Genomic DNA, 23,699 nt, shown 5'->3' with positions numbered 1-23,699 from the left:
AGCGTCTACTGACGATAGCGGGATAAAAAGTTGGCGAACCGATCCAGCGCGTCGCCGAGCTGATCCGCCCAGGGCAGGGTGACGATCCGCACGTGGTCGGTATCCGGGGCGTTGAACGCGCTGCCCTGTACCAGGAGTATTTTCTCCTGCAGCAGCAGATCCAGCACCAGCTGCTGGTCATCCTTGATATTGAAGATCGCCGGGTCCAGCCGCGGAAAGGCGTAGAGCGCGCCCTTGGGTGTGACGCAGGATACCCCGGGAATGGCGTTGAGCTTTTCCACGGTGATATCGCGCTGGGCCAGAAGTCGCCCGCCGGGCAGCACCAGATCGTTGATCGACTGATAGCCGCCGAGCGCCGTTTGAATGGCGTGCTGAGCCGGCACGTTGGCGCACAGACGCATCGAGGCGAGCATGGTCAGGCCCTGTATGTAGTCCCGCGCCCGCTTTTTGGCCAGCGTGCCGGAAATGGTCATCCAGCCGGAGCGAAAGCCGGCGCAGCGGTAGCTCTTGGACAGCCCGTTCATGGTGATCACGAGCTGGTCGTCATCGGCAAGCGCGCCGGTGGCGGTGTGCTCGACGCCGTCGTAAAGGATCTTGTCGTAGATTTCATCGGAAAATACGACCAGCTGGTGCTCCTGGGCGACCTTTAACACCTGGCGAACCACCTCCGGCGGGTAGACGGCGCCGGTCGGGTTGTTGGGGTTGATCAGCACGATCGCCCGCGTGCGGCTGGTGACTTTGGCGCGAATGTCGTCGATGTCCGGTGCCCAGTCGGCCTGCTCATCGCAGCGGTAGTGAACGCCATGGCCGCCGGACAGGTGCGCAGCGGCGGTCCAGAGCGGGTAGTCCGGTGCGGGAATCAGCACCTCGTCGCCGTCGTTCAAAAGTGCCTGCATGCACATCACGATCAGCTCGGAAACGCCGTTGCCGATATAGATGTCCTCGATGCCCACACCGGGAATCTCCTTGCGCTGGCACTCCTGCATGATCGCCTTGCGCGCCGAGTAGAGCCCCTTGGAGTCACAATAGCCCTGAGCGGTGGGCAGGTTGCGCATCACGTCCTGAAGAATCTCTTCGGGCGCTTCGAACCCGAAGGGGGCGGGGTTACCGATGTTGAGCTTCAGAATGCGTTGACCTTCGTCCTCCAGCCGTTTGGCGTGCTCGAGAACGGGGCCGCGAATGTCATAGCAGACGTTGTGCAGCTTGTTCGATTTCTTGAGCGGCTGCGGCTCTGTGAGCGATGAGTCTACGGGGTGCGTCGTGTCCATGAAGTGTCCCAGAGTACCTTGGTTGGTCGGGTTATTGGTCAACGGGGTCGATTGGCGAAGTCACTGGTCATTATGCGCGTGGGGGCCTGCGCTGTCTGCGCCCAATTCGGCGTTATCGGCGGGCGTCTCACCTGCATCGATCTCGTCCGCCGGGGCGGGGATGTCGTCCGGGGTTTCCAGCGTAATGCGCCCGAGTTTGCCGTCGCGAAGCTCGTGCAGCAGTACCTCGCTTCCGCGGTGCCAGTCCACCTCGCCGCCGGGGCGCAGGCCGCCGCGCTTTGCGGCGATCTCCTTGAGGATCGCATGGCCGTCGAAGCCCGCCAGGGCGAGAAAGTCCGGGCGCGTGGGGCCGTCGGCGTCGACGCTCTGAGGCGTTGGGAGCGCCTCGTAAACCGGCAGCGCCTTGAGCTTGTAGCGGCTCTTGAGCGCCTCGGGATAGCGTTTGGCGAGCTCGGCGCAGGCGACGATCGCCACGTCCACGTACTCGATGGCGGTGTCGCGAATGGCGCCGCTGGCGGCCAGCCGGTAGGCGCTCGCCTGATCCTCGATCTTGGGCCACAGTACCCCGGGCGTGTCGATCAGCGCCACGCGCCCGTCGATGCGCACCTTCTGCTGGCGCTTGGTGACCGCCGGCTCGTTACCGGTCTTGGCGATCTTTCGCCCGGCCAGGCCGTTGATCAGCGTGGATTTACCCACGTTGGGAATGCCCATCACCATCACGCGCACGTCGCGGTCCGCGCGCACCGCGCCGGCAAGCTCGTGGCAGAGCTTGGGGATCTTCTTGAGTTCGCGGCTCTGGGTGGTGGTCACCGCCAGCGCTCGGGTGTCGGGTTGGGCATCGAAATGCGCGACCCATTCGCTGGTGCGCGTCGGGTCGGCCAGATCCGCCCGGGTCAGAATCTTCAAAACCGGCTTGTGGCGGGTCAACTCGGCCAGCATCGGGTTGGCGCTGGAGTAGGGCAGACGCCCATCGAGCACCTCGATGACCACGTCGATTTCCGGCAGCGCCTCCTTGATCTGGCGGCGGGCCTTGTTCATGTGTCCGGGAAACCAGCCGAGCATGGAACTCTCCTGAAAGCGCAATCAAAGGGCAAAAAAACGGGCTGCCATTCTATCAGAATGCCAGCCCGCGAGTGTGCGACTCATGTGGATGCGCCGGAAACCGGGGGCGCCATTACTCGTTGGGGTGAAACTCCAGCGACACCGAATTGATACAGTAGCGAAGCCCGGTAGTGTCCGGCGGCCCATCCGGGAAGACGTGGCCCAGGTGGGCATCGCAGTGTGAGCAGACGACCTCGGTACGGGTCATGCCGTGGCTCGTATCGCTGTGCTCTTCGACGCTGTGGCTCCCCAGCGGCCGGTCGAAGCTTGGCCAGCCGCAGCCAGCCTCGAACTTGTGCTCGTTTTCAAACAGCGGTGCATGACAGCAGACGCAGTGATAAATGCCCTGTTCGTCGCTGACCTGATAGTCGCCGGTGAACGGACGCTCGGTGCCTTTTTCCCGCGCCACGCGGTACTGCTCGGCGCTGAGCTCGCTGCGCCACTGCTCCGGCGTTTTTTCGATCTTGGCCATGGGCGCCTCCTTGATGGCGTGTGTCGGTAAAGCGTTGGTTCTTCAAAGCGATAGGTATCGCTTGGACTACTCATGACGGCATAGGGTTCAGTTTAGGCGATAAGCGCGGCTTTACCCAACCGGCGCACGGTGAGCGGCCAGTGGCTTGTAACAAGCGCCGCGCCTGCGATGGGAAGAAGGGAAGAAACAAAGAAGGGCGGCGGCGCTGTACGCCAGCTCGATACTCGGGTCGAGCGTAAGTAAAATCACAAACTGAAAATCAGTGGCTTGACATCAAAAGGCCCTCTGAGTAATATACGCGCCACCTCGACGAGGCAATGAAACGTCCCATTCGTCTAGTGGTCCAGGACACCGCCCTTTCACGGCGGTAACAGGGGTTCGAACCCCCTATGGGACGCCACTTCATCGTCAAGGTATCGGAGTGCGGGAATAGCTCAGTGGTAGAGCATCGCCTTGCCAAGGCGAGGGTCGAGAGTTCGAATCTCTTTTCCCGCTCCAATTTGGTTGTGTGGTTTAGATGTGCAGGTCGAGAGCTGGGGCGCCAGTCCGATGGAACGCCAGCCCGGTCGAATCTCTTTTCCCGCTCCATAACGTGTCCCATTCGTCTAGTGGTCCAGGACACCGCCCTTTCACGGCGGTAACAGGGGTTCGAACCCCCTATGGGACGCCACTCCGAACGCGAAAATTGATAAGCGGGAATAGCTCAGTGGTAGAGCATCGCCTTGCCAAGGCGAGGGTCGAGAGTTCGAATCTCTTTTCCCGCTCCAAGCGTCATATGACGTTGATGTGTCCCATTCGTCTAGTGGTCCAGGACACCGCCCTTTCACGGCGGTAACAGGGGTTCGAACCCCCTATGGGACGCCAATTTCGCGCCTTCCAGTATTAAGCGGGAATAGCTCAGTGGTAGAGCATCGCCTTGCCAAGGCGAGGGTCGAGAGTTCGAATCTCTTTTCCCGCTCCAATTTTTATCCCCTACTTTTCGATCGGTTCGCTATTACACGGTAGCGACGGTTTTGCCGTTTCCGATTTTCAGGCGCGCCCAGCCGTTAGCTTGAAAACGATCCCGACTGCCCCCATCTATGGGCGTTCTATACTGTTTATCCTCTTTTGCTGACAGGACATGTTCATGGCCGAACCGGCATTGTCTATCCGTGGCCTTACCAAAGTGTACGGCAACGGCTTTCACGCCCTGAAGGGTATCGATCTCGACGTCCAGCAGGGCGATTTTTTTGCGCTGTTGGGACCCAACGGCGCGGGGAAGTCGACCACCCTGGGGGTGGTGTGCTCGCTGGTGCAAAAAACCGAAGGCAAGGTTTCCATCTTCGGCATCGACATCGACAAGGACTTCGCTAAAGCCAAATATCAGCTTGGCGTGGTGCCCCAGGAGTTCAATTTCAGCCAGTTCGAGAAAGTGCTGGATATCGTCATGGCCCAGGCGGGCTACTACGGCATGAAGCGCAGCGAGGCGCTTCCGCGGGCCAAACAGCTTCTCACCGACCTCGGCCTTTGGGACAAGCGAAACGGCAGCGCGCGCATGCTCTCCGGTGGCATGAAGCGGCGCCTGATGATTGCCCGCGCCCTGATGCACCGCCCGAAGCTCCTGATTCTCGACGAGCCCACCGCCGGCGTAGATATCGAGCTTAGACGCAGCATGTGGGAGTACATGCGTCGCCTCAATCGCGACGAGGGCACCACTATCATTTTGACCACGCACTACCTGGAAGAGGCCGAAAGCCTGTGTCGTAACATCGCCATCATCAATAATGGCGACATCGTGCGTAACACCAGCGTGCGTGAGCTGCTCGCCGAGCTCGACATCGAAACCTTTCTGCTCGACCTGGCCGAGCCGATCACCACCGTACCCGAAATCGAAGGCTTCGCGATCCAGCAGATCGAGCCGTCGCAGCTTTCGCTGGCGATCGAGCGGGGCCAGGAGCTCAACACCGTGTTCGAGGCGCTCAGCGCCCAGGGCATCAAGGTGGTGTCGATGCGCAACCGCGCCAACCGGCTCGAGGAAATGTTCGTGTCCATGGTCGAGCAGGGCCAGAAATCCATCGATGAGCCGAGCTCCAAGGAGACCTCCGCATGAACGCAACGCAAACCCTGGTGGCGCTCTGGACGCTGGTGATCAAGGAGATCAAGCGCTTCACTCGGATCTGGCCGCAGACGCTCTTGCCGCCGTCGATCACCATGGCGATGTACTTCATCATCTTCGGCAACCTGATCGGTTCACGCATCGGCGCGATGGATGGCTTCAGCTACATGGACTTCATCGTGCCCGGCTTGATCATGATGTCGGTGATCACCAACAGCTACTCCAACGTCGCCTCGAGCTTCTTCTCCAACAAGTTTCAGCGCTCGGTCGAGGAGATGATGGTCTCGCCGATGCCCAACTGGGTGATCCTCTCCGGCTTCATTCTGGGCGGTATGGCGCGCGGGCTGGGCGTGGGGCTGATCGTCACGGTCGTGTCGCTGTTCTTTACCAGGCTTAGCCTCGAGCATCCGCTGTTGACCCTGCTGGTGGTCGTGCTGACCTCGGCGCTATTCTCCATCGGCGGCTTCATCAATGCGCTCTTGGCCAACAAGTTCGACGACATCTCGATCGTGCCGACCTTCGTATTGACGCCGCTGACCTATCTGGGCGGGGTGTTCTACTCGATCTCGATGCTGCCGGACTTCTGGCAGGGCGTATCGATGCTCAACCCGATCCTCTACATGGTGAACGTGTTCCGCTACGGCTTTCTGGGCGTGTCGGACATTCCCGTGGGCTGGGCGCTGGCCGCCGTGTTCGCGTTCATCGTCGTGCTGTTCACCGTCGCGCTGTTCATGCTCGAGCGCGGTCGCGGCATTCGCAGTTAAGGAGTCTGTCATGGCACACCGCCCCGATACTCTGGAACACGCGCCCCTGGGGCGCGATTCCGCCTACCCGGAGCAGTATGACGCGGCGCTGCTCTTCCCCATTGCCCGCGCCGCCAACCGGGCGCCGCTGGGCATCGAGGAGGGCGCGCTGCCCTTCATCGGCGAGGACGAGTGGCACGCCTTCGAAGTGTCCTGGCTCAATGGTCGTGGCAAGCCCGTCGTGGCGGTGGCGCGCTTCACGCTGCCGGCAAGCTCGCCGAACCTGATCGAATCCAAATCCTGGAAGCTCTACCTCAATAGCTTCAATCAGACGCGCTTTGAAAACATCGACGCGGTGCGAGGCGTTTTGAAAGAGGACCTTTCCCGTGTGGCCGGTGCCGCGGTAGGCGTCGAGCTTTTCGACGTGGACGATGCCGCCCTCGACCCGGTGCGCCTGCCCGGCGAATGCCTGGACGCGCTTGATATCGCCGTCGACGACTACACCCCGAGCGCGGATCATCTAAGTGCCGATGGCGAAGTCATCGAGGAAACCCTCTACTCGCACCTGCTGAAATCCAACTGCCCGGTCACCGGCCAGCCGGATTGGGGTAGCGTGATGATTCGCTACAAGGGCAAAAAGATCGACCGTGAAGGGCTGCTGCGCTATTTGATCGGCTTTCGCCAGCACCAGGATTTTCACGAGCACTGCGTCGAGCACATCTTTACCGATGTGATGCAGCGCGCCGATCCCGAGGAGCTTCTGGTGCTGGCGCGCTACGTACGCCGGGGCGGGCTCGATATCAGCCCCTGGCGGGCCACGAAGGGAATGGCGCCGCCGGGGTCGCTGCGTCTGGCAAGACAGTAAGGCGTTGCGCTAAAGTAGAGCGCTCACCACAGGCCGGCTTAATCAAAGGACGCAGAATGGATGCACTGACGCTTCTTCACGAACGGAGCTCCATGGGCAAGCTCACCGAGCCCGCGCCCAGCGCCGAGCAGCTCGAAGCGCTTTACCAGGCGGCGCTGCGCGCGCCGGATCACAAGGAGCTGCGCCCCTGGCGTTTCATCGAGTTCAGTGGGGAAGGACGCGAGCGCCTCGGCGAGCTGTTCGCCGAAGCGGAGTTCCAGGAAGACCCCAGCGCGTCTGATGATACGCTCAACGCCGCGCGCCAGAAGCCGCTTCGCGCGCCGATGATCATCGCGGTCATCGCCCGCGTGACGCCGGAGCTTCCCAAGGTACCCAAGATGGAGCAGGTCATCTCCGCTGGCTGCGCCGCCCACGGCATTCTGCTGGCCGCCCACGCGCTGGGGCTGGGCGCCATGTGGCGAAGCGGCAAGTACGCGTTCGACCCGGTCGTGCGCAAGGGGCTGAGTCTCGAAGAGGACGATGAGGTCGTCGCGTTCATCTACCTGGGCAGTTTGGGCGGGCGCCACAAGCCGCTGGCCCGCCACGATGTCAGCGACTTCGTCGAGCGCTGGAACTAACCCGATACGTCGAGGAGGTCGCATGGCCACGTCTCGCGAGCCCGGTACGCCATTCCCACGCTTGTCACTTCCCGAAAAGGGGGAGGAGGACCTGGACGCCTTTCAGCGCTGGCTGACCCAAGCGATCCCCATGGTGGACGCCCTCGGTCTCAAGAGGATGAGCCGAAATAACGACCATCTGGTATGGGAGCTTGCGCTGGCGCCCTCGCTCAATGACAAGGGCACCGGTTTTGGCGGCGCGCTGACCGCCCAAACCACGCTGCTGGGCTGGTGCTGGACCACACTCTGGCTTCGCCAGCAGGGCCTGGCGCGCGACGTGGTGGTTGCGGATGCCTCCCAGCGCTTTCTGGCCCCGGTCACCCACGACTATCGGCTGATATGCAAACCCGAAGCCCCCCAGGGCCCGGATGATCTTGCAAGCCGCCTCGAAACTCGCGGAAAGGGCCGTATTACGCTGGTGCAGACGCTCTACTGCCACGACGTTCTCTGTCTGGAAGCTCGCGGTACCTACGCCGTTTTGAGCTGAATGCGGAAAAGACTTGCTATTTAATACCTTAACCCCTAAAATACGCGCCGTTCTGTTGGGAAAGGCAACGCCCGGACCGATAGACAAAATGCGGAGGGGTGTCCGAGTGGTCGAAGGAGCACGCCTGGAAAGTGTGTAAGTCGAAAGGCTTCGAGGGTTCGAATCCCTCCCCCTCCGCCACCGAATATGAAAAGGGGAATCAAGCATCAGCTTGGTTCCCCTTTTTCGTTTCTGGTTTTTAAGCATTTTCCCGGCATGGCTAAAGAGCAGGGTGCTTTGGTTAATCTTTTTATGCTCTTTTCCTGGCTACCAGTGCCTCGCCTCATGCTGATGCAATAATTGTGTAGATCGATACAGGGAGAGCGAATGGTCATTAAAACCGTACTCGCGTTATCCACGTTGGTCCTATCAAACCTGGCCATGGCTGCCGATATACCGCGCTTTAAAGTTGAGGCCATTTGCAAGGAAATTTCTGGCAATAGCCACGAGATGTATGATTTTTGTATTGAGCAGGAGCAAAAGTCCTATGACCAACTGCGCGATAAGGCCGAATCGATCGACCCGCGCACGATGCGCTATTGCACCGACGGCGCTGGCGATAGCTATGAGGTGCTGCTGTTTTGTGTAGAAGATGAAACCAGCGATGACGCCGAGCCCTCCAGTCACCCGAAATCCTTCAGCTTCGACTAACTAGCGAAAGGACTGCCTCGCGAAAGGTGGCGCGAGCAAGCGCGGCTTGCCGCCAGACGATCTGCAATCGATGAGCGCCCGCCATGCAGGACGGGCGCAGTTGCCTGGTGTTGTCGTCCGTACCGGCGAGAACGGTTTTGCGCAGTGCCAAAAGTTTCATTCCAATAGGCTTTCACACCGCTGTAGGCATCGTCATCGGTGACGCTGGCGATGCACAATGGAAAGCTTTTGGTTCTGCCTTCGGTTGGACTTCGGTAGAGCACTTCGACAGCAGTGCCACATTCCTTGGTACCCCTCGCGATCCCCTCCCAATCCGCATACAATCCCTCATCTCGTCACACCTTTGACCCAGAGAGTTTCATGGCCCTTTCTTTCGATACCGATAACGCTGCCGGCGCGGATGAATCGCCCTACGCCGAATTTGGCGAGCACGCGCTGCTGGAAAAGCTGCTGGAAATTTATGACCAGCGGGCGATCGCTGAAGCGCTTTCGGAAGTGGAGCCGGGGCGCTGGTGTCGGGAAACCGTCAACCGCTGGGCGAAGGGGAAGGCGAGCCCAAGTGTGACGCCGGCCGCGCGTCAACGCATGATCGCCATGCTGCCCGCGCCCAAGCCAAACGATATTAAACCGGCGTTTCGCTTTGTGGATCTGTTCGCCGGTATCGGCGGGATTCGCAAAGGGTTCGAGGCGATTGGCGGGGAGTGCGTACTGACCTCGGAGTGGAACAAGTACGCGGTGCGCACCTACAAGGCCAACCACTTTTGCGATCCGCTCAAACATCGCTTCAACGAGGACATTCGCGAGCTGACTCTGAGTGCGGATCTCTCCGTGGACGAAGAGGCGGCTTACCGCCATATCGACCGCCACGTACCGGACCACGATGTGCTGCTGGCGGGCTTTCCCTGCCAGCCGTTTTCGCTGGCGGGCGTATCGAAGAAGAACTCGCTGGGGCGCAAGCACGGGTTCGAGTGCGACGCTCAGGGCACGCTCTTTTTCGACGTGGCGCGCATTCTCGCGGCCAAGCGGCCGGCGGCCTTCGTGCTGGAGAACGTCAAGAACCTCAAGAGCCACGACCAGGGCAAGACCTTTCGCGTAATCTGCGAAGCACTCGACGAGCTGGGTTACGAGGTGGCCGATGTCGATGCGCCGAAAGGGCGCGATCCAAAAGTGATCGATGCCAGGCACTTCGTTCCGCAGCACCGCGAGCGCATCGTGCTGGTCGGCTTTCGCCGCGACCTGAACGTTCACGAAGGCTTCAGCCTGAAAGAGATCGCCAACCTCTACCCGGATCAACCGTCGAGCTTTGGCGAGCTGCTCGATGCCGAGGTCAACGACAAGTACGTGCTCACGCCCAAACTCTGGGAGTACCTCTACAAGTACGCCCAAAAGCATCGCGAAAAGGGCAACGGTTTCGGCTTTGGGCTGACGCGTGAGAATGATGTGGCCCGCACGCTCTCGGCGCGCTATCACAAGGATGGCTCGGAGATTCTGGTCGACCGCGGATTCGACGACGCCGAGGATTTTTACACTGATGCCAACCAGCGTAACCGGCCCAGGCGGCTCACGCCTCAGGAGTGCGCGCGGCTGATGGGGTTCGATGCGCCCGGCGAAAGCCGCTTCGTCATTCCGGTCTCCGATACCCAAGCGTATCGCCAGTTCGGCAACTCGGTGGTCGTGCCGGTGTTCGAAGCCGTTGCCCGGCTGATGAAACCGCGCCTTCTCGCCGCCGTTAACATAGAAGCAAACCGTCCAATACAGAAAGAGTCCCAACTCGAAACACCGCTGGCGCGCTAGCTTTTGCTAGAGGTCTGGCGCGGCGGTAAAGGTAGGCCGAGCGTGCTACGCTTTGAAGACCTTCCCGGCGGATACTCGCATGACCGACATCGTTGATCGTTCCACGCGTTCGAAAATGATGGCTTCCATCAAGGGCAAGAACACCGCGCCGGAGCGCTTCGTGCAGGCCGAGCTCGAACGGCGCCATATGTCCTTCGAGGCGCACTCGGTCGAGCTTCCCGGCAAGCCGGACGTGATCCTTCCGCTTTATCAGGTCGCACTTTTCGTCAACGGCTGCTTCTGGCACCGCCACCAGGGCTGCTTCTACGCCACCACGCCGGCCAGCCAGAAAACGTTCTGGCAGGAGAAACTGGGCGAAAACGTCGAGCGCGACGTGCGCAAGCGCGCCGAGCTCGAAGCGCTGGGTTGGCGGGTGATCGTCGTGTGGGAGTGCGGGGTCAAGCACTGCCCGGATCAGTTCGAGGAGGTGGTGGAGGCGATCGAAGGCGAGCTTACCCTGACCGAGTGGCCCGAGAAGCCGCCGCGAGTACGCGAGTGACCCGTGTCAGCGCCAACTTCATTACATGGATTAAACAACCGCCTTCATTTGTCTCGATCTGGCGCTGTGCCCGCGCTAAATCCCCCATCTTTGCTACCCTGATAGGGCTGTCGGCCATGGTCGGCGGCGGTAATGGAGCAACGACACTCATTGGATGATCGAGGTATTTCATGGCGGACTTTCAGCGTATCAATCTGAGCCTGGACCACTACAGCTGGGACGACATCCCGAGCAACGACCCGCGCGTGAGCGGCGAGCCGGAAGAGAGCACGACCTTCGACCCCAAACACGGAAGCGAAGTGCTCTATATGCTGAACATGGTGCTTTCCGCCTCGGCGCCGATCTCCGCGCTGCACAAGGGAGAGGAACTGATTCGCGATGAGCTGCCCGCCGGCTCGCAGGACCAGTTTGCGGTCAAGAAGTGGCTCGACGAGCGCCTCTAAACGATGTAAAGACAGGCAGCTCAAGCGCTGCCGGAAATGAAAAAGCCCCGCCATGGCGGGGCTTTTTAGTGTCCGGACGTACGCGTTATTTGACGTCGTTGCCCAGCGCCGACAAACGCTCTTCGCTTAGCGCGATATCCGCGTTCTTGTTCACGCCGATGCCCTGGTCGATGATGTTCTGGGCGATCTGCTTGGCGTCGTCCAGCGAGTGCATCACGTAGGTGCCGCACTGGTATTCGTTGAGCTCGGGAATTTCGTCCATGCGGTTGAGTGCCAGCACATCGCGCATGGAGGCAAGCCAGGCCTCGCTGACGCGCTCTTCCGAGGGGCTTCCCAGAAGGCTCATGTAAAACCCGGTACGACAGCCCATGGGCGAAATGTCGATGATCTCGACGCCGTCGCCGTTCAAGTGGTTGCGCATGAAACCGGCAAACAGGTGCTCCAGGGTGTGGATGCCTTTTTCACCCATCATGTCTTCGTTGGGCTTGTTGAAGCGCAGATCGAACACGGTGATGGTGTCGCCAGAGGGAGACGTCATGGTCTTGGCAACGCGAACCGCCGGGGCGTTCATGATCGTGTGATCGACGGTAAAGCTATCGAGTAGTGGCATGGGAGCTCCTTGGTGTCATCGATGGGGGCCGTTTGAAGTGGCGCCTGCCTCAAACAGGGATACAACGAGAGCGGGGCGCTTCGAGCGCCCCTTCGTCTCGTTCGATTTAGCGGTCTTAAAAAGGCAGCGCGCCGCTAAAGCCGATGCCCAGCACGGCAATGATGACGATGATAACAACGATGGCGGTGGTTGATGGCATTTTCTTTCCCTGATCCGTTGGTTAAACCCTCAAAGCTTAGTGCAAGGTGCCTGGTTACGCACGGCGCATTCCCTCGCGGTGCTTCGCTATACAAAAAGCGCCCGATCGTCGATGACGACCGGGCGCTCGGCTAACGCTACGCTTTAAGCGGCGTTAGCCGCACTGACAGTTATGGCCGCAGTCGGCGCTGCCGTCTGTGTGGCCAATGGCGCAGGACTGGCAACAAAAACGTTGACCATCTTTTTCAATGGACTCCGCGTTAACGGCGCACTCGCATTTGGGGCATGCACACTGTTGTTCAGACATAACGACCTCCTTGGTGGACACTCTTGAGCGTAGTGGTCTGATGCGGTGTTATGTAATTGCTATTTCCAGGAAAATTTCGATCCAGCCGATCAGGGCGCGGTGTTTGGGCTATCGTGAACGGGAAAGAGCTTTACGGCCGGTTTTGGAGCAGATACGAAAAAGCACCCTTAAAAAAGGGTGCTTTTTCGTTGCCTCTGCTGGCCTTCCCTGTATTTTGCTTGCTCGTCCTGAGCTTCTCATTTCCTTGAGACGTAAACGCTCGATCCTGAGCTATTTTCATCCTTGAACGCTGGGTACTCATCCTGAGTACGTTCACTCCTTGAAGACTTCGTTCTTCCTGAACGGGCGATCCTTCGCGAAGCGGTTTCCTTACCGCGAACACTACAGACTATAGAACAACGCCAAGGCGTGTACAAGATAAAATTATATTTTTATTGTACCTGCCTAGTACGTAAATGATTCCGGTGTAGAAAACCGGGCCTCTGTCCAAATTTTGCTCATATTTTGCGGCGTTATCGCTTTGCAGGCTAAAAAAACCGGTGAATTTCGGCATTGGTTAACCCAGGATAAATCGTTTGCCCTCTATAGGGTCCACTGTGTGCGCACTGCTTAGGGAGAAGCGAGAAGGAAGAGGCGAACAGGAGGTTTGCACTCACAAGGATGCATGAGCGGGACGTTTATGGAGCAGGGTTAAGGAAGATTCGGGGAAGCCCCGGCCGCTATCGGCCGGGGCTTTTTTAGTGCGCTGGCGTTTTGGTGCTCAACAGGCCTTGTCCAGATACTGCGGGCCGAGCTGATCAAGCGGTACGTCCATACCGGTTTGGCACGCCAGACAGCGCAGAGTCGCGCTTTGCTTGCCGGTACCTTCCAGACGAAAATGCTTGAAATAGACCGTTTTGACGGTTTCCGCGTTTCCGCAATGGCGACAGATGATATCCAAACCGCCCACGGTATGACTGATCATGATATCCCGCACGCTAACCTCCTGCTGTTATTGAGTTGTGGGGTCTCGCGTAAAAGAGCTCAATTCCCTTTGCCCTTGCTACTCTTTCAGCATAAGCGGGTTCTCGCGCTGTGCCACTGATTTGGGTTAACAAGCGCGTTTTAATTTTGTCATGCGGCTGACACATTGCGAGCGCATGGTAGGCAAGACGCCGGGAGGGCGCAGGAGGGAGCAAGCAGGATGCTGGCTAAACCAGGGAGGCGCGACAGGAGGTTGCGAAAGTCTTCAGGGAGGACATGCTCGTACTGGACCCGGCCGGATGGCCGGGTCTTTTTTTGTGGGTAAGCCAGCGCCTTACAGGGGCGAGGGCAGCAGTAGCGGTACGATGAAGTAGACGAACAGCGTAATCACCAGGGCGCTTACGATGTTCATGATAAAGCCGGCCTTGGCCATCTGCTTGATGGTGATGCGCCCGCTCGAGAACACCGCGGCGTTGGGCGGCGTCGAGATCGGCATCATGAACGCGCAGGTGGTGGCCAACGCCACCGCCACCATTAGCCCCAGCGGGTTGCCGGTGGTGATCGCCGAGGCAAGCCCAGCGGTAATCGGAATCGCCATGTTGGCCGTCGCGGTATTGGAGATGATCTCGGTGAGAAATAGCATCAAGGCCACCATGAACAGCAGCAGCCAGAAGTAGCTCACCCCATCCAGCAGTTCGAGCTGGTCGCTGATCCAGCCGGTCAGGTCACTGGCGCTGAACGCCGCCGCCAGCGCCATGCCGCCACCCCACAGGATGAAAAGCCCCCAGGGAAGGTTTTTCATGTCATCCCAGATCAGAAGGCTACGATTTTCGTGGTGCGCAGGAATGATGAACAGCGACACCGCCGCGATCACCGCGATCAGCGTGTCGTTGATGGGCAGATCGAAATACGGCGCCAGCCAGCCACGCAGCGCCCAGGCAAGCGCGGTGATGACGAATACGCCAAGCACACGCTTTTCGTTGCGCGTGATCGGCCCCAGCGCTTCAAGCTCTTGGGCGACGAAGTTCACCTCCAGGCGGCTGTTGGGCACTTTCGAGTAGACGCGTGTGAGATAAAGGTACAGGAAGATCAGCAGCAAGAGCGTGAGCGGCAGCGCAAAGATCATCCACTGCAAAAAGCTGATCTCGACATCGAAGAACTGCGGAATCATCGCCACCACGATGGCATTGGGCACTGAGCCTATGATGGTGGCAAGCCCACCGATCGACGCCGAGTAGGCCACGGTCAACAGCAGCGTGCGCGCAAAGGCGTCGCGCTGGTTCTTCTCGAACTGGTCGCGCTCGTCGAGTTCGCCTAAAAGCGCCACGGCAATGGGGAGCATCATCAGCGCCGTGGCGGCGTTGGAGATCCACATCGAGAGAAACGCCGAGGCGATCATCACCCCCAATACGATGCTTCGAAGACTGTTGCCGATGCGGTTGACGATCGAAAGCGCAATGCGCCGATGCAGGTTCCAACGCTCGATGGCGATCGCCAGGATGAAGCCGCCCATGTACATGTAGATGACCGGGTTGGCATAACCCACCACCGCCTCGTCCATGGGCATGACGCCGGTCAGCGGCAGCAAAATCATGGGCAGAAAGGAGGTGACCGGAATGGGCACCGGCTCGGTCACCCACCAGACGGCCATCCAGACCGTCAAACCCAACACGATACGCGGCATCGGATCGATCAGCGTGGTCGGCATCGCGAACTGAACAAGCGCGAATAGTAGCGGCCCCGCCAGTAGCGGCACCCAGCGGCGCCACTGGTCGGTCAATGAACTCATGGCTAACTCCCTGAAAAAGATAAGCGAATACGTAACAAATCGTTGGCGAGCGGGATGCTACCACTTACGTCTATAAAACGTTGGTCGAATGCATACGACTTTGGTCGTGTATGGCTTGCGCCTTTGGGGAGCCACATGAAGGGGGAAGCGGGCTTGACCCGTGCTGAGTCAAGGGAGGGAAGGGGGCTGAAAAAAGGCACTGGAAAAGGGAGCAGGAGAAGGGTGCAGGAGAAGGGTGCAGGAGAAGGGCGGTAGAGGATTGGCCCAAAGCGAAGCCCCCGGCGTGGCCGGGGGCAGATGCCTTACTTGTCGTCGTTCTCTTTTTCGTCGTTCTCTTTTTCGCTGTCGGGCTTGTCGCTGCCCTTGTGGACAAGCTCGCTTGCCTGGTCGAGCCGTGGGTGGTGATCAAAGAACAGCTCGTTGATGTTATCGACCTTGTCGAGCAGCTGGATCGTCTCGGCCAGTACGTGAATCGCGGCCAGCACGTCCTGAGTATTGCCGCTTTCGGAGATGGTGTGCATGTTGCGCGTTGGAAAGCCCAGCGAGGTCGCGGCGCTATCGATGGAGGCAAGGACGCTGGCCATCCCGTCGGTGCCGGTGTCCACGCCGACGATATCGCGCTGCATGGGAATATCCTTCTGGCGCGCGGTTTCGGCGATGATGCGGTTGAGCTGCTCGCTGGCGATCGAGCCGACGGACAGCGTAAAGCCCTTGCCCATCTCCAGCGCCTGCATGCGCTTGTCGCCGATGCCCGGGGCGGCCACGTAGTCGTGGTTGACGTCGATGCCGATCAGCGCGTCGGGTTTGAGATCACCGGCCAGCACGCGGCTACCGAAGCGGCCAATCTCCTCGTAGCTTGCGATGGCGAACATCACGCGCACGTTGTTCGTGCCGCCGGCTTCGGCCACCAGGCGCGCCACTTCCGCGGTGACGAAGCAGCCCAGGCCGTTATCCAGGTAGGCGCCGTAGAAGGTGTTGGGGCTGAAACCTTTTTTGATCGGGCGGTTGAAGATGATCGAATCGCCCGGGCGCACGCCCAGGTTCAGCACCTGCTGCTTCTTGTTCTCGCCGTGAATCTGCAGATCCAGATAGATCTGCTCTTTCTTGATGCCTTTCTCGCCGCTTCTGACACCGGGGTCGGAAAAGTGGATGGCGCCCAGCGCCTCGACGGTGCCGCCTTCCAGCCGGCGATAGCTGCCCGGCGCCTCCGGGTCCTCGCTGAACAGGATGACTTCGTGGCCGATCAGCACCGTCGGCAAAAACGAGTCGGTGTTGATCCAGATCTTGCCGTCCTCGCCGATCGAGCGCACCTGCATGCGGATCTTGTCGGCGTGGCCCACCAGCATGATCTTGAACATATCGTCCTGGCCCGGGTGAGTATCCAGCACCACGCCGGCGTTGCCACGATACTGATGAAGCTTCCACTCCTCTGGGGCGAAACTCTCGAAATAGGGCTTCAAGACGCCGTAGGTCATCGCGCCTTCGAGCCCGACCGGGCTGGGGGCGGCAATGATGTTGCGCATCAAATCGAACTGCGCCTCGGGCATTGGCTGCGTCCAGGGTTTGGCGCTTTCGCTCATGTAAAACTCTCCATGTTGGCTTGTGAGTAGGCTATCCAGTTTGGCACAAATCCAGCGAGAACGTGCTCTCTGCTGTGCCCTGATCGCTCGACGAATCGCTGACTCGACTTAGGTGGTCATGACGGCTGGCGCCGGACGCCTTATCATGCGTTGATGGTTCAACAATAATGCATGTAAGGTAACGGAGCCGCCCTTGACCGCCTCGATCTCCCTGCAGCGCTACAAGGTGCTGCTCGCCGGTATTTTCAGCCAGCTTTTGTGTGTGGGCGTTGCGCGCTTTGCCTATACGCCGCTGTTGCCGGTGATGCAGGGCGACGGGCTCTTGAACGACGCCGAAGGCGGATGGCTGGCCGCGTTCAACTACGCAGGTTACATGCTGGGTGCGGTGCTCGCCGCCTCGACCGGGAGTCTCGCGCTCAAGGATAAGCTCTACCGCGCCGGGCTCTTGCTGGCGGTGGTGACGACTCTTGGCATGGCGCTGACCGAAAGCGTCTGGCTCTGGGCCCTGCTGCGCTTTCTGGCCGGGCTTTCCAGCAGCGCCTCGATGCTGTTGGCTTCGGGGCTGATTCTGCACTGGCTGATCGAACACAAGCGCCGACGCGAGCTTGGCATTCACTTCGCGGGCCTGGGGCTTGGCATCGTGCTGGCGGCGCTGGCGGTGGAGGGGTTGCTTTCGCTTTCCATCGACTGGCGCGGCCAGTGGCTTTGGCTGACCGCGCTGGGCGCCTTGCTGGTGGTGCCCGCCTGGCGGTGGCTACCCTCTCCCAAAAAGCCTGCTGCCAGCGCCGCGCCCAGACCCGCCACGACTCGCCCCGTCAGCATGATCTTTCTGCGCCTGATGGTACCGGCCTACTTCTGCGCCGGGTACGGCTACGTGGTCAACGCTACTTTCCTCGTCACCATCGTCGAGCGCGAACCGCTGCTTGCCGGTACCGGCAACTGGGCGTTTGCGCTGGTGGGCCTGTCCGCAGCACTGACGGTCGTGATATGGGACTTCGTCGCCCGGCGGCTGGGCTACCTGGGGGCGCTGGGGCTTGCCATGGCCATTCAGGTGGTGGGGATCTGGCTTCCGCTCTGGAGCACGAGCCTGGCCGCGCTGCTGCTGAGCGCAGTGCTTTATGGCGGCACCTTTCTGGGCTGCGTGTGTTTGGTGCTGACCATGGCCGGGCGGCTTTATCCGGATAACCCGGCAAGGCTGATGGGCCAGCTGACACTGGCCTACGGCGCGGCGCAAATCATCGCGCCGGCGGTGACCGGAACGCTTGCCGAAGCCGTGGGCGACTACCGGCTGGGGCTGTGGCTGGCCGGCGCGTTGGTGGCGCTGGGCGCGGTGATTCTGCTCATACTCAAGCGCGTGGATCACACCGCCCAGGGCCTGGACGCCGAGGCGCGCGCGCTCTAGCGCAAAACCCCTGGGCTTTTACGTCCAAATCCGCCAGGATGTCGCCTTTTTTTCAAGGCAGGGGAAAAGGCATGGCGTCTTCTGAACAACCGCGCGCGCAGTGGCTGGGCCGCTGGGGATTTCTGCTGGCGGCGACCGGCTCCGCAGTGGGGCTTGGCAACGTCTGGAAGTTTCCCTATATGACCGGCGAGTACGGCGGCGGCGCCTTCGTGCTGGTGTATCTGATCTGCATTCTGGCCGTGGGCGTGCCGGTGATGATGGCCGAGATCGCCTTTGGCCGGCGTGGCCAGGGAAGCCCGGTCGACGCCTTTCGCCGCATGGCAACCGGCTCCGGGCGCTCACCGACGTGGTCGGTGCTGGGCTGGATGTCGATGCTCGCCGGCTTCATGATCCTGTCGTTTTATGTGGTCGTGGCGGGCTGGTCGTTCTCTTACCTGTGGAAGACGCTCAGCGGCGGGCTCAGCGGTGGCAGTGTCGACGAGCTCGCGGCGGTGTTCGAGGCCAATAACGCCAATCCCTGGAATCTGGGGTTCTGGAGCACGCTGGTGACGCTTGTCACCATGGTGATCGTGGGCAAGGGGGTTCAGGAGGGCATCGAGAAGAGCGTGCGCTGGATGATGCCCGGGCTGGTGCTGATGCTGGTGGTGCTGATCGGCTTCGGCGCGCTCTCCGGCGGCTTCGGTGAGGCTTTTGCGTTTTTGTTTTCGTTCAACACGGGAAGCCTTTCGAGCGCCGGGATGCTGGCCGCGCTGGGACACGCGTTTTTCACGCTATCGCTGGCCGCCGGGGCGATTTTGACCTACGGCAGCTACCTGCCCAAGACCGCCTCCATCGGGCGCACCACGCTCGGCGTCGCGCTGGCGGATACGCTCGTCGCGCTCATGGCCGGTCTTGCCATCTTCCCGGTCATTTTCGCCAACGGCATGGACCCGGCGGGTGGGCCGGGGCTCATCTTCATGAGCCTGCCCGTTGCCTTTCAGGCGATGCCGCTGGGGTCGCTGTTCGGCGCGCTGTTTTTCATCATGCTCTCGATGGCCGCGCTCACCTCGTCGATCTCCATGGTCGAGGCCACGGTCTCCTGGCTTTGCGACAACAAGGGCTTTACGCGCCGCTCGGCGGCCTGGAGCACCGGCATCGTGCTGTGGCTGATCAGCACCGCTGCGATGCTCTCGTTCAACGTGGGCGCGGACTGGACGCTGGCGGGCAAGACCTTCTTTGACTGGCTCGACTATCTGACCTCGCGCTGGCTGATGCCGCTGGGCGGGTTGGGCACCATTTTCGTCGCCGGGTTTTTGCTCAACAAGAACGTGATGCGCGATGAGCTCGGGCTCGGCCCGCGCTTCTATGCGCTGTGGCTATTGATGGCGCGCTACGTAAGCCCCTTGGGCATTCTGGTGATCTTTGCCGACGTGCTGGGGCTTTATAGCGTCGTGTTCGCTCAGCACTGGCCGTACCTGCTGGGCGTTCTGCTGCTGATGATTCTGGTTGGGGAGCGTTTAAGCCCGCGTCTGCGTCAGGCGCTCGCGCCGCGCTGATCGTTCGATGCCATCTCGCAGCGCTGCCCGGCGATGAACTCATGGGTCAGCGGTGTCTGGCAGCGGGCGAAGACCTGGCGTAAAAATCGCTTGCGCGCGCCGCGGTAGCCGCCGCTCAACAGCACCGCTTGGGTCAGGTTTTCCAGAAGCGGTGCGCGCTCGCCCTCGTCAAGTCGCGCAAACTCGTCCAGAGCGCTTGGCCACGCCACGGTCAGGTCGCTGGGGGCGCCTGGAAGCGTGGCCAATACGCGCGAAAGCAGCAGCACCAGGTTCGGATGCGGGTGCTGGTTGCGCATGATCATTTCGCCCACGCCCTGGGCGAGCAGGCGGCGGATGTGTTCCGGAGCGCGCTCGATGCGCGGCATCAGTCGGTCGATGCGCTGGGGGCCCAGGGCGAGCAGGCAGGCATCCTCGGTCACGCGGGCGGCGATCCAGGCATTCCATAACGCGTAGAGCGGCGCGACAAGAAAGGGAACGAAGCCGCGCAGGGTCAGCCGCCCGAGCAGGCGGCGCATGACCATGCGAAGCAGGAAACTGCTCAGGCTGACCTTGAGCCGGTAGAGCAGGGCGCGCAGCGTCAGCTTCCAGCCGCGAAGATACGCGTGTGGGTCGACGCCATAAACGGGGCTACCGGGGCTTGGGTACTCCAGCGCCACCCGGGCTGCGCCCTGCAGGGTCAGCTCCACCGTGGGGGTCTGGGGCGAGCGGTGGCGGTAGTCGAGTCCGCAAAAGTGCATCATGCGCGCTACGCCGCGCAGCGAGTTCCAGTAAAGAAAGCCGATTTCGAGCAGCGTGACCACGCCGGCGAACGCCAGGTAGCCGCTCCAGTAGGGCAGCTGTTCGCGAAGCGATAGCGCCTCCCAGTCGTCGACGAGTATCTCGCGCATCCACCACTCGGCGCCGCCGATCAGCGTGCCCGAGACGATTCCCGCCAGCGCCGCCCAAACGATCACCCAGCGGCGGCTTCTTTTCACAGCGTCCATGTCCGGGGCGCCCAGCGCTTTATGGCGGGTCAGGCGGCGGCCGATGTAGCGGCTTGCGAAACGCTGGATGCGGTCCGGGGCGGGGGCGAACTCCCTGTCGGGGCGGGTAAGCGGCATGAGATATAACGTAACTTCGAGTAGGCCCTTTAGGGTAGCGGCTTCTTCCGCTCGGCACACGCCTCGATGGCCCCTGGATGGGTGCCGGCTTTCATCAGCTCGCCCCAGCGGGTGGTGAAGCGGTTCGAGCGGTGGCCGCAGCGCAGGTGCCAGGACGCCTCTTCCGGCTCGACGCCAAAGCGCACCTTGTTCTGGCCCATGCGCCGGTTGATGTCGTCGAGTGTAGCCATCAGCGCCGGGTGATGACGGTGGCGCGGCGGCTGGTGCAAAAGCGAGAGCTGATACTGCTCGGCGTCGACCAGATCCAGCAGCATCACGCCGGCCTTCATGAAGCGGTGATCCGGCCGGTAGATCTGCTCGAGCCCCTCGCGCACCGCGGCCAGCACCACGCGGGTGTCGTCGCTGGGGGCGGCGAGCGGAATCATGGCGTGGGGAAAATACTGCGGCTGGTCCTGGCGGTGGCGGTTGGTGGCGAGAAAGATCATCACCGCCCGGGTCAGGCTTCGCTGCTCGCGTAGCTTCTCGGCGCTGCGCTGGGCGTGGCGGCTCAGCGCGCTGTACACGTCGGCCTTGTCGCCGGTGGGCCTGCCGAAGGAGCGCGAGGTCATGATGCGCTGGCGCGGCTCGTCCACCGCGTTCATGGAAAGGCACGGCGTGCCGCGAAGCTCGAGCGCCGTGCGCGCCAGCACCACGGAGAAGCGCCGGCGAAGGTCGTGGTGGTCGCACTCGCGCAGATCCCAGGCGGTGTGAATGCGCTGCACCGCCAGCCGCTCGGCCAGCCGCCGCCCGATGCCCCACACCTCGCCTACCGGAAGCTCTTTTAATAGCGCCGCGGTCTCTCTGGACGCGGCGTCCAGCAGGCAAACGCCCTGGTAGCGCGCGCGCTTTTTGGCGGCGTGGTTGGCCAGCTTGGCCAGCGTATGGGTCGGGGCAAGCCCGACGCAGACGGGAAGCCCCAGGTGGCGGCGGATTCGGCGGCGAAGTGCCTCTCCTACCGCCTGGCACTGCTCGGGTGAGAGCCCGTCCAGATAAACGAACATTTCGTCGATCGAGTAGGGCGCCACCGCCGGGCAGGCATCGCGCAGAAGCTGGCAGAGCCTTCCTGACATGTCGCCGTAGAGTTCGTAGTTCGATGACTTGAGATGAATGCGTCCCGCGCGGCGCAGCCCCTCGAGCTTGAACGCCGGCACGCCCATGGGGATCTCCATGGCCTTGAGCTCTTCCGAGCGGGCGATGATGCAGCCGTCGTTGTTGCTCATGACGCCCACCGGCTGGCCGTCGAGCTCGGGCTGGAAAACGCGCTCGCAGCTGACGTAGAAGTTGTTGGCGTCGACCAGGCCGATCACGACACGTACTCGTGAATCACCGCGCGCACCACGCCCCACAGCTGGCACTCGGTGCCCGATAGCGGCAGCGGTGGGTAGAGCGGGTGGGCGGAGCATAGGTGCGGCGTGCCCTGGTAGAGCGCGTAGCGCTTGATCAACACCTCGCCCTCGAGCAGCGCCACCAGAATGTGCCCAAGGCGCGGCTTGATGCTGCGGTCCACGACCAGCAGGTCGTCGTGGAAAATGCCCCAGCCTTCCATGCTGTCGCCGATCGCCGTCAGGTAGAACGTTTGCGTCGGGTTCTTGATCAACCGCGTGTTCAGATCCAGCGTGCGCTGCTCGTAATCCTGGGCCGGCGAGGGAAATCCGCTAAAGCCGGCACGCGCGTACAGGGTGGGAAACGCCAGCGGTTGAAAGGTTAACGGCCAGGCTGTCGCAACGTGGGCGGGTTGAGACGGCATCGTGACGTCCTCGAACAATCAAGTGGTGTATGTATATACAGTATTATTATTCGAGTCTTGAAATGCAAGGTTGAGGCCGTGTCCGGTTTTCAACGTGCCCCGTTTTCAACGTGCGAGCCAAAGCCCCACGACGATGGCGCTGGTAACGGCGATGAAAAAGACGGCATTGCGGGCGCGGGTATCACGGCGAGGTTTCATAACGGTACTCATCTGGCGAAGGGGTGGATGACGGTTGGCGTATCAGCGCGTGTCGAGCGTGGCGCGCAGAATTTTGAAAACGCGGCGCTCCAGGCACCGGGCCCGGCATGGTAACGTTTACGCCATAAGGCGTCATCAAACGAAAAACGCGCACACGGAGAGAACGCTTATGGTGGAGGTGGCAAGCACCGCGCCCAGGCCCCTGTCGCTGGCCAGTGGCCGCCTGGCGGGCCTTGCATGGGGAAGCGTCGAGGCGCCGGTCTGGGTGGCGCTGCACGGCTGGCTGGACAACGCCGCAAGCTTCACGCGCCTGGCCCCGCATTTGGCGCGCGCGCTCGGCGTTCGCATCGTCGCGCTCGATTTTCGCGGCCACGGCCACTCCGCCCACGGGCCCGACCAAACCGACTACGCGCTGTGGGACTACGTTTTCGATGTGCTCGACGCGCTGGACGAGCTGGAAATCGAACGCGCCACGCTTCTGGCTCACTCGATGGGGGCGGCGGTGAGCTGCCTACTGGCCGCCGCGCTGCCCGAACGCGTAGAGAAGCTGCTGCTCATCGACGGACTGGGGGCGCTCAATACCGAGGCCGAGCAGAGCACCGAGCAGCTGAGAAAGGGGCTTTTGGCCCACCGACGTCAGGCGTCGCGCACGCCGCGCTACGCGGATATTGATCGCGCGGTCGGCGCGCGGGTGGCCGGCGGCGTGACGCCGGTGAGTGCGTCGACCATCACCCCGGTGGTCGAGCGTAATACCCGGGCAAGCTCCCAGGGCGATCTCGAGATGCGCACCGACGCGCGCCTGCTCAAGCCGTCGCTGGTGCGCTTTACGCCGGAGCAGGTGCTGGCGATGCTGGCGAGTATTCAGGCGCCAGTACTGCTTATCGAGGGCGATCGCGGCATTCTGGGCGAGCGCCGCTGGGCGCACAAGGCCCGCCAGCAGGTGCCTGATTTGACGCGGCAGGTGCTTTTGGGTGGCCATCATCTGCACCTGGAGGCTGAGGCCGTCGAGGCCGTCGTCGGCACCATCGTGGATTACTGCAAACGCCAGATGAATGGGTAAAACGGAACAGATCGGAACG

23 protein-coding genes and 7 tRNA genes are annotated in these 23,699 nt (G+C 61.4%); 19 read left to right on the top strand and 11 right to left on the bottom strand.

The window, feature by feature from the left end; genetic code table 11:
* Positions 1-5: 5 nt before the first annotated feature.
* The 3 genes from RN346_RS11665 to msrB form a co-directional block, all read right to left on the bottom strand.
* Positions 6-1,268: a pyridoxal phosphate-dependent aminotransferase gene (locus RN346_RS11665; RefSeq protein ID WP_263586650.1), complete on the bottom strand. Its 1,263-nt coding sequence runs from the start codon at positions 1,266-1,268 to the stop codon at positions 6-8.
* Between the two features lie 60 nt (positions 1,269-1,328).
* The gene (ylqF, locus tag RN346_RS11660; RefSeq protein WP_263586651.1) at positions 1,329-2,330 is read right to left on the bottom strand and encodes a ribosome biogenesis GTPase YlqF; all 1,002 of its coding nucleotides are present in this window, start codon (positions 2,328-2,330) and stop codon (positions 1,329-1,331) included.
* 112 nt (positions 2,331-2,442) lie between these two features.
* On the bottom strand, positions 2,443-2,841 hold the full coding sequence (gene msrB, locus RN346_RS11655; RefSeq protein WP_263586652.1) for a peptide-methionine (R)-S-oxide reductase MsrB: 399 nt from the start codon (positions 2,839-2,841) through the stop codon (positions 2,443-2,445).
* A gap of 324 nt (positions 2,842-3,165) precedes the next feature.
* On the opposite strand from msrB, the gene RN346_RS11650 reads away from it, so the two are divergent.
* The 16 genes from RN346_RS11650 (at position 3,166) to RN346_RS11575 (ending at position 11,152) form a co-directional block, all read left to right on the top strand.
* Positions 3,166-3,241, top strand: a tRNA-Glu gene (locus RN346_RS11650).
* A 23-nt stretch (positions 3,242-3,264) separates the two neighbouring features.
* Positions 3,265-3,339 (top strand) — tRNA-Gly (locus RN346_RS11645).
* A 96-nt stretch (positions 3,340-3,435) separates the two neighbouring features.
* A tRNA-Glu gene (locus tag RN346_RS11640) sits at positions 3,436-3,511 on the top strand.
* Positions 3,512-3,533: 22 nt separating this feature from the next.
* Positions 3,534-3,608: transfer RNA gene (locus tag RN346_RS11635), tRNA-Gly, on the top strand.
* A gap of 21 nt (positions 3,609-3,629) precedes the next feature.
* Positions 3,630-3,705 (top strand) — tRNA-Glu (locus RN346_RS11630).
* 22 nt (positions 3,706-3,727) lie between these two features.
* Positions 3,728-3,802, top strand: a tRNA-Gly gene (locus tag RN346_RS11625).
* A 165-nt stretch (positions 3,803-3,967) separates the two neighbouring features.
* Positions 3,968-4,930, top strand: coding sequence for an ABC transporter ATP-binding protein (locus RN346_RS11620; protein WP_263586653.1), 963 nt, complete (start codon positions 3,968-3,970; stop codon positions 4,928-4,930).
* Positions 4,927-5,700 (top strand): ABC transporter permease, encoded by a 774-nt coding sequence (locus RN346_RS11615; RefSeq protein ID WP_311958316.1) that lies wholly within the window; start codon positions 4,927-4,929, stop codon positions 5,698-5,700. Before RN346_RS11620 ends, RN346_RS11615 begins: the two co-directional genes overlap by 4 nt.
* Positions 5,701-5,710: 10 nt before the next feature.
* Positions 5,711-6,544 (top strand): NADPH-dependent 7-cyano-7-deazaguanine reductase QueF, encoded by an 834-nt coding sequence (queF, locus tag RN346_RS11610; RefSeq protein ID WP_311961197.1) that lies wholly within the window; start codon positions 5,711-5,713, stop codon positions 6,542-6,544.
* 56 nt (positions 6,545-6,600) lie between these two features.
* Positions 6,601-7,161, top strand: coding sequence for a nitroreductase family protein (locus tag RN346_RS11605; protein ID WP_263586656.1), 561 nt, complete (start codon positions 6,601-6,603; stop codon positions 7,159-7,161).
* Positions 7,162-7,183: 22 nt separating this feature from the next.
* Positions 7,184-7,687: a YiiD C-terminal domain-containing protein gene (locus RN346_RS11600; RefSeq protein WP_311961196.1), complete on the top strand. Its 504-nt coding sequence runs from the start codon at positions 7,184-7,186 to the stop codon at positions 7,685-7,687.
* Positions 7,688-7,779: 92 nt separating this feature from the next.
* Positions 7,780-7,867: transfer RNA gene (locus RN346_RS11595), tRNA-Ser, on the top strand.
* A gap of 186 nt (positions 7,868-8,053) precedes the next feature.
* Positions 8,054-8,377 (top strand): hypothetical protein, encoded by a 324-nt coding sequence (locus RN346_RS11590; protein WP_311961195.1) that lies wholly within the window; start codon positions 8,054-8,056, stop codon positions 8,375-8,377.
* A gap of 360 nt (positions 8,378-8,737) precedes the next feature.
* Complete coding sequence (dcm, locus tag RN346_RS11585; RefSeq protein WP_263586659.1) at positions 8,738-10,171, top strand: DNA (cytosine-5-)-methyltransferase; 1,434 nt, start codon at positions 8,738-8,740, stop codon at positions 10,169-10,171.
* A 79-nt stretch (positions 10,172-10,250) separates the two neighbouring features.
* Positions 10,251-10,709, top strand: a complete 459-nt coding sequence (locus RN346_RS11580) for a very short patch repair endonuclease (RefSeq protein ID WP_263586660.1) — start codon at positions 10,251-10,253, stop codon at positions 10,707-10,709.
* Between the two features lie 170 nt (positions 10,710-10,879).
* Positions 10,880-11,152 carry a hypothetical protein gene (locus tag RN346_RS11575; protein ID WP_263586661.1) on the top strand — a complete coding sequence of 91 codons (273 nt, stop codon included), beginning with the start codon at positions 10,880-10,882 and terminating at the stop codon, positions 11,150-11,152.
* Between the two features lie 85 nt (positions 11,153-11,237).
* Here RN346_RS11575 and luxS read toward each other — a convergent pair whose 3' ends face one another.
* The 5 genes from luxS to RN346_RS11550 all read right to left on the bottom strand — a co-directional run bounded on the left by luxS (position 11,238) and on the right by RN346_RS11550 (position 16,599).
* Positions 11,238-11,762, bottom strand: coding sequence for an S-ribosylhomocysteine lyase (gene luxS / locus RN346_RS11570; protein ID WP_263586662.1), 525 nt, complete (start codon positions 11,760-11,762; stop codon positions 11,238-11,240).
* A 352-nt stretch (positions 11,763-12,114) separates the two neighbouring features.
* Entirely contained in the window at positions 12,115-12,267 is a 153-nt protein-coding gene (locus RN346_RS11565) for a metallothionein (RefSeq protein WP_252109172.1), read from the bottom strand.
* Positions 12,268-13,027: 760 nt separating this feature from the next.
* Positions 13,028-13,243 (bottom strand): hypothetical protein, encoded by a 216-nt coding sequence (locus RN346_RS11560; RefSeq protein ID WP_263586663.1) that lies wholly within the window; start codon positions 13,241-13,243, stop codon positions 13,028-13,030.
* A 321-nt stretch (positions 13,244-13,564) separates the two neighbouring features.
* Complete coding sequence (locus RN346_RS11555; RefSeq protein ID WP_263586664.1) at positions 13,565-15,019, bottom strand: DASS family sodium-coupled anion symporter; 1,455 nt, start codon at positions 15,017-15,019, stop codon at positions 13,565-13,567.
* Positions 15,020-15,321: 302 nt separating this feature from the next.
* The gene (locus tag RN346_RS11550) at positions 15,322-16,599 is read right to left on the bottom strand and encodes a M20/M25/M40 family metallo-hydrolase (RefSeq protein ID WP_263586665.1); all 1,278 of its coding nucleotides are present in this window, start codon (positions 16,597-16,599) and stop codon (positions 15,322-15,324) included.
* Positions 16,600-16,792: 193 nt separating this feature from the next.
* Between RN346_RS11550 and RN346_RS11545 the strand changes: the two genes are divergently transcribed.
* Positions 16,793-18,001 carry a YbfB/YjiJ family MFS transporter gene (locus RN346_RS11545; protein WP_311961194.1) on the top strand — a complete coding sequence of 403 codons (1,209 nt, stop codon included), beginning with the start codon at positions 16,793-16,795 and terminating at the stop codon, positions 17,999-18,001.
* Positions 18,002-18,072: 71 nt separating this feature from the next.
* Positions 18,073-19,536: a sodium-dependent transporter gene (locus tag RN346_RS11540; RefSeq protein ID WP_311961193.1), complete on the top strand. Its 1,464-nt coding sequence runs from the start codon at positions 18,073-18,075 to the stop codon at positions 19,534-19,536.
* Here the strand turns inward: RN346_RS11540 and RN346_RS11535 are convergent.
* The 3 genes from RN346_RS11535 to RN346_RS11525 are packed head-to-tail and all read right to left on the bottom strand — an operon-like array spanning position 19,515 to position 22,422.
* On the bottom strand, positions 19,515-20,636 hold the full coding sequence (locus tag RN346_RS11535) for an LBF_2804 family protein (RefSeq protein WP_311961192.1): 1,122 nt from the start codon (positions 20,634-20,636) through the stop codon (positions 19,515-19,517). The two genes, RN346_RS11540 and RN346_RS11535, sit on opposite strands and share 22 nt — an antisense overlap.
* Positions 20,637-20,665: 29 nt before the next feature.
* Positions 20,666-21,982, bottom strand: a complete 1,317-nt coding sequence (locus RN346_RS11530) for a Y-family DNA polymerase (protein ID WP_311958299.1) — start codon at positions 21,980-21,982, stop codon at positions 20,666-20,668.
* Positions 21,979-22,422, bottom strand: coding sequence for a LexA family transcriptional regulator (locus RN346_RS11525; RefSeq protein ID WP_263586670.1), 444 nt, complete (start codon positions 22,420-22,422; stop codon positions 21,979-21,981). Before RN346_RS11525 ends, RN346_RS11530 begins: the two co-directional genes overlap by 4 nt.
* Before the next feature lie 367 nt (positions 22,423-22,789).
* Between RN346_RS11525 and RN346_RS11520 the strand changes: the two genes are divergently transcribed.
* Positions 22,790-23,680, top strand: a complete 891-nt coding sequence (locus tag RN346_RS11520) for an alpha/beta hydrolase (RefSeq protein WP_311961191.1) — start codon at positions 22,790-22,792, stop codon at positions 23,678-23,680.
* Positions 23,681-23,699 lie beyond the last annotated feature (19 nt).

Origin of the sequence: Halomonas sp. PAMB 3232 (genome assembly GCF_031954225.1) — a bacterium.
In the GTDB taxonomy this organism is placed as follows: Bacteria; Pseudomonadota; Gammaproteobacteria; order Pseudomonadales; family Halomonadaceae; genus Vreelandella.
This window is presented reverse-complemented; position numbering and strand designations above follow the sequence as displayed.